This is a genomic window from Rhodococcus sp. EPR-157, from assembly GCF_001647195.1.
In the GTDB taxonomy this organism is placed as follows: Bacteria; Actinomycetota; Actinomycetes; order Mycobacteriales; family Mycobacteriaceae; genus Rhodococcoides.
This window is the reverse complement of the sequence record NZ_LVCV01000101.1, coordinates 1-12,616: the sequence shown is the minus strand read 5'-3', so window position 1 is coordinate 12,616 and position 12,616 is coordinate 1. Positions and strand designations below refer to the sequence as shown.

The 12,616-nt window shown below is 64.7% G+C and carries 8 protein-coding genes and 1 pseudogene; 2 read left to right on the top strand and 7 right to left on the bottom strand.

The genetic code is table 11. From position 1 onward, the window contains the following. The 6 genes from A2J03_RS04015 to A2J03_RS03990 all read right to left on the bottom strand — a co-directional run. On the bottom strand, positions 1-3,516 hold a 3,516-nt coding region (locus A2J03_RS04015), incomplete at its 3' end, for a multifunctional oxoglutarate decarboxylase/oxoglutarate dehydrogenase thiamine pyrophosphate-binding subunit/dihydrolipoyllysine-residue succinyltransferase subunit (protein ID WP_082897576.1). Between the two features lie 112 nt (positions 3,517-3,628). Beyond that, a complete protein-coding gene (locus A2J03_RS04010) occupies positions 3,629-7,408 on the bottom strand; it encodes an ABC transporter ATP-binding protein (RefSeq protein ID WP_082897575.1) in 3,780 nt (1,259 codons plus the stop codon). A gap of 36 nt (positions 7,409-7,444) precedes the next feature. Beyond that, on the bottom strand, positions 7,445-8,209 hold the full coding sequence (locus A2J03_RS04005) for an ABC transporter permease (RefSeq protein WP_068369996.1): 765 nt from the start codon (positions 8,207-8,209) through the stop codon (positions 7,445-7,447). Next, entirely contained in the window at positions 8,206-9,369 is a 1,164-nt protein-coding gene (locus A2J03_RS04000; RefSeq protein ID WP_068369992.1) for an ABC transporter ATP-binding protein, read from the bottom strand. The genes A2J03_RS04005 and A2J03_RS04000 overlap by 4 nt, the downstream gene beginning before the upstream one ends. A 95-nt stretch (positions 9,370-9,464) precedes the next feature. Then, a complete protein-coding gene (locus A2J03_RS03995) occupies positions 9,465-10,304 on the bottom strand; it encodes an LLM class F420-dependent oxidoreductase (protein ID WP_068369989.1) in 840 nt (279 codons plus the stop codon). A gap of 4 nt (positions 10,305-10,308) precedes the next feature. Next, complete coding sequence (locus A2J03_RS03990) at positions 10,309-11,061, bottom strand: hypothetical protein (RefSeq protein ID WP_068369987.1); 753 nt, start codon at positions 11,059-11,061, stop codon at positions 10,309-10,311. A gap of 87 nt (positions 11,062-11,148) precedes the next feature. Here A2J03_RS03990 and A2J03_RS03985 point away from each other — a divergent pair, with 87 nt between their 5' ends. Both A2J03_RS03985 and A2J03_RS03980 read left to right on the top strand, forming a co-directional pair. Continuing rightward, positions 11,149-11,979 carry a helix-turn-helix domain-containing protein gene (locus A2J03_RS03985; RefSeq protein WP_197480614.1) on the top strand — a complete coding sequence of 277 codons (831 nt, stop codon included), beginning with the start codon at positions 11,149-11,151 and terminating at the stop codon, positions 11,977-11,979. Positions 11,980-11,998: 19 nt separating this feature from the next. Beyond that, on the top strand, positions 11,999-12,391 hold the full coding sequence (locus A2J03_RS03980; protein ID WP_068369984.1) for a VOC family protein: 393 nt from the start codon (positions 11,999-12,001) through the stop codon (positions 12,389-12,391). On the opposite strand, the pseudogene A2J03_RS03975 reads toward A2J03_RS03980, so the two are convergent. Further along, positions 12,373-12,616: pseudogene (locus tag A2J03_RS03975) on the bottom strand (glutathione S-transferase family protein); the annotation flags it as partial. The gene A2J03_RS03980 and the pseudogene A2J03_RS03975 overlap by 19 nt on opposite strands.

The following is a 12,616-nucleotide window of genomic DNA, read 5'->3' as shown; positions in this document are numbered from 1 at the left end:
CTGCTTGCGGGCGAGAAGCTCGTAGTAGAGCTTGCCGCTCACCATCAGGACACGCTTGACCTTGCTGCGGTCACCGGTGCCGGTGTCGTAGGTCGGCTCGTCGAACACCGAGTGGAACTTGCCGTCGGTGAAGTCCTCGATGTTGGACACCGCAGCCTTGTTCCGCAGCATCGACTTCGGTGTGAAGACGATGAGCGGCCGGCGAATGCCATCGCGTGCGTGACGACGCAGCAGGTGGAAGTAGTTCGCCGGAGTCGACGGAAGGGCAACCGTCATGGAGCCCTCGGCGCACAGCGTCAGGAAGCGCTCGATACGCCCGGACGTGTGATCCGGTCCCTGCCCCTCGTGGCCGTGTGGCAGCAGCAGCACGACATCGGAGAGCTGACCCCACTTCGCTTCGCCGGACGAGATGAACTCGTCGATGATGGACTGCGCACCGTTGACGAAGTCACCGAACTGCGCCTCCCACAGCACGAGTGCGTCCGGGTTGCCCACGGAGTAGCCGTACTCGAACCCGACGGCCGCGAACTCGCTCAGAGCGGAGTCGTAGACCATGAACTTGCCGGGGTTCTTGCTGCCGAGGTTGTGCAACGGCGTGTACTCGGCGCCGGTCTTGCGGTCGATGATGACCGAGTGGCGCTGGGTGAACGTGCCGCGGCGGGTGTCCTGTCCCGAGAATCGGACGTTGCGTCCCTCGTCCACGAGCGAACCGAGGGCGAGCAGCTCACCGAAGGCCCAGTCGACCTTGCCCTCGTACGCCATTTCCCGACGCTTTTCCAGAACGGGCTTGACGCGCGGATGCACGTTGAAGCCGTCGGGAACCTCGAGGAAGGCGTCGCCGATGCGGTGCAGAACCGACTTGTCGACCGCGGTGGTGAGCTTTGCGGGCAGCTGCTGGTCGAGTTCGACCGACTCGCTGGGCTCCGGGGTGTACTTCTCGAGCTCGCGCACCTCGTTGAAGACCCGTTCGAGCTGTCCCTGGTAGTCGCGCAGTGCGTCCTCTGCCTCTTTGAGGGAGATGTCGCCGCGGCCGATGAGGGACTCGGTGTAGCTCTTGCGGACGCTGCGCTTGGTGTCGATGACGTCGTACATCGCCGGCTGCGTCATCGAGGGGTCGTCGCCCTCGTTGTGTCCACGCCTGCGGTAGCAGATCATGTCGATGACGACGTCCTTGTTGAACTTCTCACGGAAGTCGACGGCGAGCTGAGCGACGCGAACGCATGCTTCCGGGTCGTCACCGTTGACGTGGAAGATCGGCGCGCCGATCATCTTGGCGACGTCGGTGCAGTACTCCGAGGAGCGCGAATGCTCGGGCGCGGTGGTGAAGCCGACCTGGTTGTTGACGACGATGTGCACGGTGCCGCCGGTGCGGTAGCCGCGCAGCAGCGCGAGGTTCAACGTTTCCGCGACGACGCCCTGGCCTGCGAATGCCGCGTCACCGTGGAGCATCAGCGGCAGAACGGAGAATCCGCCCTCGCCTGCACCCTTGTCGAGCAGATCCTGCTTCGCGCGAACGAGGCCTTCCAGGACCGGATCGACGGCTTCGAGGTGCGACGGGTTCGCGGTCAACGATACTGCGATGTCGTTCTCGCCGAACATCTGGATGTAGGTGCCCTCGGCCCCGAGGTGGTACTTCACGTCGCCGGAGCCGTGTGCGGCGGCCGGGTTCATGTTGCCCTCGAACTCGGTGAAGATCTTCGAGTAGGGCTTGCCGACGATGTTCGCCAGAACGTTCAGGCGACCACGGTGCGGCATGCCGATGACGACCTCGTCGAGCGCATGCTCGGCACTCTGGTCGATGACGGCATCCATCATCGGGATGACGGACTCGGCGCCTTCGAGCGAGAAGCGCTTCTGGCCGACGTACTTCGTCTGCAGGAACGTCTCGAACGCCTCAGCGGCATTGAGCTTGCTGAGGATGTACTTCTGCTGTGCCACAGTCGGTTTGACGTGAGTGGCTTCGACGCGTTCCTGCAGCCACGCGACCTGATCGGTCTCGAGGATGTGGGTGTACTCGACGCCGACGTGGCGGCAGTACGAGTCACGGAGAACGCTGAGCACGTCCCGCAGACGCATCTTGTCCTTGCCGTGGAATCCGCCGACCTTGAATTCGCGGTCGAGATCCCACAGCGTCAGGTCGTGGCTGATCACGTCGAGGTCCGGATGCATCCGGAACTTGTCCTTGGTGAACTGCAACGGATCCGTGTCGGCCATCAGATGACCGCGGTTGCGGTACGCGGCGATGAGTTCGAGGACACGGGTGTTCTTGTCGACGATGCCTTCGGGAAGATCCTTGCGCCACCGGATCGGCTCGTACGGAATCTTCAGCGAATGGAAGATCTCGTCGTAGAACTCGTCGCTGATCAGCAGGTTGTGGATCGTGCGAAGGAAATCGCCCGACTCGGCACCCTGGATGATGCGGTGGTCGTACGTCGAGGTCAACGTCATGAGTTTGCCGACGCCCAGTTCGGCGAGCCGTTCGTCGCTCGCGCCCTGGAACTCGGCCGGGTACTCCATGGCGCCTGCACCGATGATGGCGCCCTGACCGTTCATCAGACGGGGCACCGAGTGCACGGTGCCGATTCCGCCCGGGTTGGTCAGTGACAGCGTGACGCCCTGGAAATCTTCGCCGGTCAGCTTGCCGTCGCGTGCGCGGCGAACGATGTCCTCGTATGCGTTGTAGAACTGCGTGAACGAGTAGTCCTGCGTGTTCTTGATCGCGGCGACGACGAGGTTGCGGCTTCCGTCCTTGCCCTTCAAGTCGATGGCCAGGCCGAGGTTCGTGGCGGCCGGGGTAACTGCGTTCGGCTTGCCGTCGATCTCGGCGAAGTGGCGGTTCATGTTGGGGAACGCCTTGACGGCCTGCACGATGGCATAACCGAGCAAATGAGTGAACGAGATCTTGCCACCGCGCGTACGAGCGAGATGGTTGTTGATCACGAGCCGGTTGTCGACCATGAGCTTGGCCGGGATCGCGCGAACACTCGTGGCGGTCGGAATCTGCAGCGACGCCGACATGTTCTTCGCGACGGCAGCAGCGGCGCCACGCAGAACCTTGGTGGATTCCTCCGCGGCGGAGGCGGCGACAGCGGGCTTCGCAGTCGTTGCGGACGGATTGGCACCCGCGGCCTTCGATGTCGCAGGCTTGGACGTCGGCGCCGGCTTCTCAGCTGGCTTGGTCTCGGCGGGCTTGGGTGCAGAGACCTTGGACTCGGCAGCCTTGGGAGCTGAAGCCTTGGGAGCTGAAGCCGTGGGCTCAGCGGCCGTTGGAGCTGCGGCCTTCGGAGCTGCAGCTTTCGGCGCAGCGGCCTTCGGCGCGGAATTACCGTTGGAAGGAGGCGTACTGCCGTTCGGAACGGACGCGGTCTCGTCACCCGCCGGCGCGTCCGGGTTGTAGTCGGTGAGGAATTCGTGCCAGCTGGCATCGACCGATGACGGGTCGACCTTGAAACGCTGGTACATCTCGTCGACCAGCCATTGATTTTGTCCGAATTGGGTAGTGGAGCTGCTGCTCACGGCAGTAGTTCGCCTCGATTCTTCTCTTCGTTCCCGATCAAACGCGCGTACACACCCAGGCTAGACCTCAGGCAGGGAGTGCGATCGTCCGGGACGTGACTGTGGTATGTACTCACGAGTAACTATCGGCCTCATTGCTGACTACTCCTTGGACTATCGAATTATTCCCGCCGCGCGTTTCGGCCGCATCCCACAGCCGGGCGTAGTAGCCGCCGAGGACCCTCAATTCGTCGTGAGTGCCGGTTTCGACGATACGTCCGTGGTCGACGACGACGATCATGTCGGCGTTGGCCGCGGTTGCCAACCGGTGTGCAACGACCACGGCGGTGCGTGTGCGCAGCAGTCTCTCGCTCGCTGCGAGTACCTTGCGTTCGGTGGCAGGGTCGAGCGTGGCGGTCGCCTCGTCGAGCAGCAATAGATCGGGGTCGACGAGTTCTGCCCTCGCCAACGCGATCAGCTGTCGCTGGCCTGCGGACAGACCCTGCCCGCGTTCACCCACCGGTTGCCGCATACCGCCCCGAAGTGCAGCGATGGTCTCCAATGCGCCGACCGCACGCGCTGCAGCCTCGATCTCGGAGCGCGACGCATCGGGCTTTCCGAAGGCGATGTTGGAGGCGATATCGCCGGTGAACAAGTGGGCCTCCTGCGGCACGACACCGAGCCGTCGGCGATAGTCCGACAGTCGGTAATCGCGAAGATCGATGCCGTCGACACGCACGGATCCGGACGTCGGATCGTAGAAACGCGCGAGCAACTTCACGACGGTGGACTTGCCCGCACCGGTCTGTCCGACGAGGGCGACGGTAGTGCCGCGGGGGATTGTGAGATTGACCTCACTGAGTGCATCGGTGTCGGATCCGGCATACCGAAACCCGACATGTTCGAAGCGAACATCGCCCCGGAGATGACCGTCGGGGATCGTCACGGTGTCTGAATTCGACGCCACCTCGATCGAACTCGGTGTGCGGAGCAGGTCGCCGATTCGGCTGACTCCCACCCTCGCTTGCTGGTACCCGTCGAACACCTGCGACAGCTGCTGGATCGGGCCGAACAACAGGCCGAGATACAGCACGAAGGCGACGAGGGTTCCCGCCGAGGTCGATCCGCCCGCGACCTGATGGGCGCCGACGAAAACGACGAGCGCCAGGGCGAGGTCGGACAGGAACGTGATGAAGGGGAAGAACCCCGAGATCGCGCGTTGTGACCGCATTCGGCTGACTCGGTAGCGGTCTGCGCGTTCGGCGAACCGATCCGCGGCGAACTGCTCGCGCCGATACGCCTGTGCCGACCGAAGCCCGGCGATGTTCTCCTGGAAGTCCGCATTGACCGCCGATATTCGTTCCCGCGACTCCGAGTACGCGGCGGAGGAAATTCTTCTGAACACGAAGGTTGCGACGATCAGCGGTGGCACGACGGCGAGTGCGACGAGGCCGAGCGAGAAGTCGGTCCACAGCAGTGCCGCCGAGATGCCCAGAACGGTGATCAGACTGATCACCGCGGTCGAGGCACCGGTCTGAATGAACGAGGACAACGCGTCGACGTCAGTAGTCATCCGCGTCATGATCCGGCCGGACAGTTCACGTTCGTAGTAGTCGAGTCCGAGCCGCTGGATGTGCGCATAGCTCCTCACCCGGAGGCCGAACAGCACCCGTTCGCCCGCGCGGGCAGTGATGGTGGTCGTCGCCGCTATGACGAACCACCCTGCCACCGCGAGAACGACGCCGATGGTCGTGGCCGTCCACAGTGCACCGGCGTCGCCCCGAGAGACGCCGTCGTCGACGGCGTAGCGGACGATCGACGGGAACGCGATCGACGCGAGGGAATCGAGCGCAAGCAGGACGACGACCGCAAGAAGCAACGGAGCGACCGGTGAAAGCAGGCGGACAAGCCGGAACTGGGGGTCCGCGGCGCGGAGGGCGGGCCCCGAGAACGTGGGATCCTCGTCGGCGGGCGGAAGCGCGTCCACGGCTGCCCGCATCCGAGGGGTCGACGCCACGTTGCCGAGCGCCCCCGAGACTGGCCCGCCGCTCCCCGGCGCCTGCGGGGCAGACAGCTGATCGTTCGACTGCTGCTGGGTGTCCGGCCACAGAGCCGTGCCGGGAGGTTCGGGGACGCTCGGGCCGGCGGATTTCACGGGCTCGTCGACGTCTCCTGTTGCGAGCAATGTCCTGAACAGAGGACATCGACGGTCGAGTTCGTCCACCGTTCCGATGTCGAGGATCTTGCCGTTGTCGAGTACTGCAACGCGATCCGCGAGAGTCAAGGTCGAACGGCGATGTGCGAGGACGATGGTCGTGCGTTCGCGGAGGCGACGAAGCGCATCGAAGATCTTGGCTTCCGTTTCGGCGTCGACGGCCGAGGTGGCGTCGTCGAGGACCAGAACTCGAGGGTCGGTCAGTAGGGCGCGGGCAAGGGCGATGCGCTGCCGCTGACCGCCCGAGAGCGTGAGTCCTCGCTCGCCGACGATCGAGTCGTATCCCTCGGGAAGGGCCTGGATGAATTCGGCGGCCTCGGCGAGATTGGCAGCGTCGGCGATCTCCTCGGCGGTCGCGTCGGGACGCCCGAGTGCGATGTTGGCGGCGATGGTGTCGGAGAACAGAAACGGTTCGTCGAACACGAGGCCCACGGCCTCACGCAGCTGCTCGGCGCTCACTCGGCCGACGTCGAATCGCTGCCCGTCCGAGGTGAGTGCGACCGACCCTTCGCGCGCGCTGTAGAACCGCGGAAGGAGCAGGGACAGGGCGGTCTTGCCCGCGCCTGCATGGCCGACTATCGCGACGCTTTCCCCGGGCGCGACAGTCAGATCGAACGAGCGCAGTATGTCGCGATCCGGTTCGAAACCGAAGGTGACCGCGGCGAGATCGAGGCCGAGTGGCCCGTCGGGTAGATGAAGCGGGTGTGCCGGTTCCGGCACCGACGGATCGGTGTCGATGACGTCGTACACACGCTCGATCGCGGCACGCGAGAGCTGCGCCATGATGACGACGGACGACAACGTGCGGGTGAGCGCCGACAGCGTCGCGACGTAGGTGGCGAAGGCAAGGAAGGTCCCGACGGTGATGTGACCGTGCATCGCGAGGTAGCCGCCCAATGCGATGACTCCCACGAGACCGAGCTGAGGGATAACGGCCATCGATGGCGCGAACCGGGAGTTGATTCTCGCTGCCCGCATGCGCTCCGAGAACAGCGTGCGGCCAAGCGACTCCAGCCTGTCGACGACACGTGACTCCTGGCCGAATCCTTTGACGACGCGAACCCCGGTGACGGTCTCCTCGACGTGGCGCGCCAGGTCGGCTGCGCGTTGCTGGGCGGACCACGTGGCGGCGTACAGCTTCGGCCGGATGCGGTACACCACGAGGGACACGCCGGGAACGATCAGCAGCGCGACGACGGTGAGCAATGGTGACAGGTAGGCCATGACGCCGAGTGCAAGGACGAACTGCAGCAGCGCGCCCGCAGACAGTGGAACCATCGCCAACAGACCTTGAACCAACTGCAGATCGGTGATGGACCGGGAGACGACCTGACCGGTCCTTATCTCGTCCTGACGCCGACCGTCGAGCCGCTGTAGAGAACCTAGAAGCCCGAGCCGAAGGTCGTGCTGGACATCGATGGACAGCCTGCCTGCAAGTAGTCGACGGCCGAACTGGCATCCGAATCGAACGATGGCGAGAGCGCCGATGGCCACCGCGACGGTGAGAATCGCGCCACTTTCACCCGCCGACGCGTCGTCGATGGCAACGCGCGTCAAGAGGGGGAAAGAGATGTCGATGACAGCGGCGATCATCGTGACCGCAAGCGCTCCCGAAGCCGTCCGGCGATGCACCCAACACTGAGCGAAGAGTCGACGGATCCACCCCGCCGCGCGTTGGTCGTTACCGTTGGTCACCATCGTTTTTCCACGGTAGTCCGCGCTACCGACACGAAATCAGTTGATGTCGCGTTCCCGTGTTCTGAGCCAGCCTGCGGCGAGCGCGGACGCGGCCCACACCGTCAGACCGATCGGGGCCCACGGCCACGTAGCGAACGCGCCGGCGTCGTCGAGGTTGCCGGCCGCTGTGACCGACATGGTCAACGACGCCGGCGTGATGTTCCAGGCACCCTCGAAACCCAGGCCGGACAAGATGCCGAGCGTGATCAGCTCGCCGACCGGGAACCACGCGACGATGACGATGGACGGCCACGTCGGTGATCCGAAGAGCAACCCGAGGCCGGAGCCGATGAGCGACCACAAGACCACCGCGAACAGACCGGCTGCGACGTAGGCCATGGTGTCGCCGGTGAGCGAAAATGTTCCGGCCGTGAACAGGAGTAGGCACACGATGCTGCAGATCGAGACGACCAACCCGTAGCCGAGAGCGAACAAAGCGGTCACGAGGACTTTCGCTCCGATGACCCGATCGCGACCGGAAGTGGTCAAGAACGACGTGGTGATCGTGTCGTGACGGAACTCGGTACCCGTGTTGACGGCCGAGAACACCGCGGCGAACAGCATGGCGAAGCCGAGAGCCACGAACAATCCGACAACGACGATCTCGTCGACGTCCCCGTTGGTGATTTCGTCTGCACCGGTGGCAACGGCCGAGGAGATGGCACTCGCGCAGATGCCGACGAAGACGGGAGGCAGCGCCAGCGCCCACCAGAACTTCAACGTCGTTACTTTGCGGATTTCCGACGTCAGCACCGTGGTCATCGTCGATCTCCGTCCCACGTCGATTGTCCGGGTTGCGGTCCGTACCCCGGCGGTGGACCGTAATTCGGTGGTGGAACGTACCCGGGCGGTGGACCGTAGTTCGGTTGTCCGTAGCTGGGGGTCGGCGCGTACCCGGGTGAGGGTCCGTAGCTCGGCTGTCCGTAATTCGGTTGTCCGTATGCAGGCGGAGGTCCGTAGGGGTGTCCTGGATATCCCGGGCCGGGCTGCACCTGGCCGGGCCGTGCCGCCGCGAATTGGCCAGCAGTCATCGACAGGAAGACCTGTTCGAGGTCGACGTGTTCGTGGCTGGTTCCGAACACGGTCACGTCGGCTTCTTTCGCGACTCGCGCAATGGTGTCGGCGTCGCTGCCGGCGACCCCGAGTCGGCCGTCGGGAAGAAGCTGACTGTTGGTGACCCCATTGGACGCCAGCGCCAGCGCGAGTGCAGCCGGATCCGACACGGTGACGAGAATTCGGCTGGGACGCGACGCGCGGAGCTGCTCGATGGATCCCTGGTAGACGAGAGATCCGGCGCTCACGATCACGAGGTTGTCGACGGTTGCTTCGATCTCGCGAAGCAGGTGGCTCGAGATCAACACGGTCCGACCGCCCGCAGCGAACGATTTCAGGAAGTCGCGCAGCCAGGCGATGCCTTCCGGGTCGAGGCCGTTGGCGGGCTCGTCGAGCACCAGAATTTCGGGATCACCGAGCAGTGCGGTCGCCAGGGCCAGGCGTTGCCGCATGCCCAGCGAGAACGCGCCGACATGGCGTCTCGCGGCGTCGGCGAGTCCGACCAGGCCGAGTACTTCGTCCGCGCGGGAATCCGGAACACCGATCGCCGAGGCGAAGATGCCGAGATGCCCGATGGCGGTTCGCTTGGGGTGAAGACTTCGCGAGTCGAGGACTGCGCCGACCGTGCGCGCAGGGTGGGTGAGCGCCGAGAACGGGGCGCCCGCGATCAGCCCGACGCCGGCAGTGGGCTTGGCCAACCCCAGAATCAACCGCAGCGTGGTGGTCTTGCCCGAACCGTTCGGCCCGAGGAACCCGGTGATCGAGCCGCGGGGAACGGCGAACGTCAGGTCCGAGACCGCGCGCACCGTTCCGAAACTCTTGGTGAGACCGTGCGTTTCGAGTGCGTGACCGCCGAAGCCATACGTCATATGAGCGATTCCCCCCGCGGACCGTGAATGTCGACTCGTACCGAGCCGGATGATCCGGCTCGGTACGAGATTACGGCTTCACCGAAGTTGTCGGGCTAGTGGAGCGCCGCAGCGACTTCTCGGTAGGTCCGTGACGGGTCGTCGCCGTCGGGCAGCGAGTGCAGCGTCACGTGCGAAGCGCCCGCGTCGAGATGCTGGCGAAGCCGGCGGGCGATGGAATCGGCATCGCCGTGGGCGACGAGGGCGTCGATCAGCCGGTCGCTGCCACCGTCTGCAATCTCTTCTTCGGAGTAGCCGAGGCGCTTCAGGTTGTTCGTGTAGTTCCGTAAGTGCAGGTACGGATTGTTCACCGGCGGACGGCCGATTTCTCGGGCCTTCACCGGATCCGATTCGAGGACGACCTTGTGCTCGGGCGCCAGAATCTTGTCAGGGCCGAGGATTGCGTGTGCTTCGGCGGTGTGTTCGGGCGTCGTCAGATACGGGTGTGCACCTGCACTGCGATCGGCGGACAGCTTCAGCACTTTCGGTCCCAGGGCAGCGAGAACGCGTCGTTCGACGGGGACACCGCCGTCGTCCAATGCGTCGAGGTAGCTCACCAGGGCGTCGTACGGCTTCTGATATTCCTGTGTCGCCTCGGGGTGTCCGGCGCCGATTCCGAGGAGGAACCTGCCTGGATGCTTCTTGTCGATGCGGTGGAACGAGGAGGCAACCGCGGGTGCCGCTGCCGACCAGATGTTGACGATGCCGGTAGCGACGACCACGGACTCGGTCGCGTCGAGCACCTCTTCTACCGAGGTGAGATCTTCCGGGGGTGAGCCTCCGAGCCAGATGGTGCCGTAACCGGAGGTTTCGATCAGACGAGCCAGCTCGGGTGGGATGCCCGAGAAGTGCCGCCAGATGCCGAACGTGCCGAGGTCAGGTGTGTCGGTGGTCATGGCTTCACTCAACGTCTCGACGTTGCTCGAGAATTCCATCGGGATCGGGTTCGATGATTCGGCTTTCGGGCCACGACCTCGGAGCGGGTCCGAACGCTTCCCGTGAATTGCGGACGACACCCTTGCCGATGACTCGGTTGCCCGCCCCGCCGATGACGGCGCCGATTCCTGCGGGCAGGAGTTTGCCGAACAGAAGTGCGCTGCGTTTCGCGAGGTACTTCTGGACGAACTTCTTGACCAGCGACTTGTTCATGTTCGTCATCGCGCCGCCGGGTATCCGCGACATGACCAACGGTCCCCAATTCTTCGCTGAGCTGCCCACGGTCTTCTGCACGATCTGCATCCCCGATTCGCCCAGCGCCACCGCCAGGACGAGCGCGCGGCGCTGCTGGTGGTCATGCACCGGGATCCCGTGCACGGACGCCACCGACAGCGTGAGAAGGGCCGAGGACTCGATGAAGAACGCGGTTTCGGCGCCGACCGCAGCGAGGGAGGCGACGGTACCGAGCCCAGGAATTGCGGCAGCACCGCCGACGGCACTTCCGCTTCCCGTCACGGCGAGGATGAATCGGTTTTCCAACCGCTCGATCAGCTGAGCAGGTGTGTCGTTCGGGTGTGCCCGACGCATGTATGCGACGTACTTCTCGACGGCAGGCCCCTGCAGACGGCTGGCGTTGTCGAGTATGGCGACGAGTGATTTCTCCAGCCGTCCGCCCTCCTTGATGACCTCGACCTCGTCCTTCTTGTTCTTAGCCATCGGCCGTCCCCGTTCGTTTCGTCGTACCGGCTTTCGAAGCCCTCGAAGCCATTGCTACCCGTTCGCTCACGGTTCTACGCTGCGATCATGGCTGACAAGGTCCAGCTGGGTCACTCCGACGGTGCCCGGCGGTTGCCCACCGCACGCCTGCGTCCGTATGTGACGTCGTACGACGGCTACCGGCTGTCGGGGTTCGAACCTGGAATTCACGTTGGCCTGCCGAGTCCGAACCTGACCGTGATCCTGACTATCGATTCACAACTGGACATCGCCGATTCACCCCGTCAAGGAGCGTGTGCGTTCGAATCGCTCGCGAGCGGGATCTCGGCCGAACCGGTGACCATAGCCCACGACGGGAGCCAACATGGCATTCAACTGTCCTTCACGCCCGCCGGCGCGCGGGCACTGTTCGGCATACCGACGTCGGCGCTGGGTGACTGGATGGTCGACCTGGGCGAAGTGCTGCCCGACGCGCGGGAGTTGACGGATCGGATCTCCGCAGAGGATTCGTGGAGTGGCCGATTCGACATCGTCGACGACATTCTGTGTCGGTCCCTCGGTGAGCGCGAGCTCGATCCGACTCTCGCCGAGGTGTGGAGGCTGTTGGTGCACACGGGTGGAACGGCCCGCGTCGGTGATGTGGCGTCGCAGATCGGGTGGAGCCGCCGGCATCTGGTCGACCGCTTCACCGCAGAGTTCGGCGTCGGGCCGAAGGACTCGGCGCGGATCGCCCGATTCGACAGGTCACACCAGGTGCTCAGACGCCTGGACATCCCACCGCTCGCCGACGTCGCCGCGCAATGCGGGTACTACGACCAGGCGCACATGGCTCGGGAGTGGCGTGATCTAGCCGGGTTGTCGCCTTCGCGCTGGCGTCGAAACGAGCAGTTCCCATTCGTCCAAGACCAGGTCGAGTGACGCGGGCAGCATTGCGGGCATGAACGATACGAGAACGAACATCTGGCCGTGCTTGAGCTACTCGGACGCGCGCGCCGCGATCCGATTCATCGTCGATGTCCTCGGCTTCGAAGAAGGAGCTGTGCACGGCGAAGGTGCAGAGGTCGACCACGCCGAGTTGCGCTGGCCGGAGGGCGGCGGGGTGATGCTCGGCAGCGTCCGGCCCGACAGCGCGATCGCCGGTCTGCCGACCGGAGTGGGCTGCGTCTACGTCGTCACCGCCGACCCCGACTCAGTTCACGATCGCGTCGTGGCTGCCGGTGCACGGCTCACCCGGGGGCTGCGCGAGGAGGACTACGGCAGTCGCGGTTTCACGTGCCGCGACCCTGAGGGAGTGCACTGGAGCTTCGGGACTTACGCGGGCACCCAGTGATCGGCGGGAACGAGCTCGTCCGCTTTCGGCGGCGGCGGGGGAGTGCCGTCGCCGAACGGTCGACCGCCCAGTAGTTCGCGACCGTGCGGTTCCAGCCACCCGTGCAGGTCTGGACCTTGGGGGACGATTCCGGTGGGGTTGATGTCGGTGTGGACCTCGTAGTAGTGCCGCTTGATGTGATCGAAGTCGACGGTGTCGCCGAAGCCCGGTGTCTGAAACAGGTCG

Bases quoted from the DNA above. Each gene is read 5' to 3' on its own strand.
- A2J03_RS04005 (WP_068369996.1), bottom strand. From the start codon at position 8,209: ATGACCACGGTGCTGACGTCGGAAATCCGCAAAGTAACGACGTTGAAG.
- A2J03_RS04000 (WP_068369992.1), bottom strand. From the start codon at position 9,369: ATGACGTATGGCTTCGGCGGTCACGCACTCGAAACGCACGGTCTCACC.
- A2J03_RS03985 (WP_197480614.1), top strand. From the start codon at position 11,149: ATGGCTGACAAGGTCCAGCTGGGTCACTCCGACGGTGCCCGGCGGTTG.
- A2J03_RS03990 (WP_068369987.1), bottom strand. From the start codon at position 11,061: ATGGCTAAGAACAAGAAGGACGAGGTCGAGGTCATCAAGGAGGGCGGA.
- A2J03_RS04010 (WP_082897575.1), bottom strand. From the start codon at position 7,408: ATGGTGACCAACGGTAACGACCAACGCGCGGCGGGGTGGATCCGTCGA.
- A2J03_RS03995 (WP_068369989.1), bottom strand. From the start codon at position 10,304: ATGACCACCGACACACCTGACCTCGGCACGTTCGGCATCTGGCGGCAC.
- A2J03_RS03980 (WP_068369984.1), top strand. From the start codon at position 11,999: ATGAACGATACGAGAACGAACATCTGGCCGTGCTTGAGCTACTCGGAC.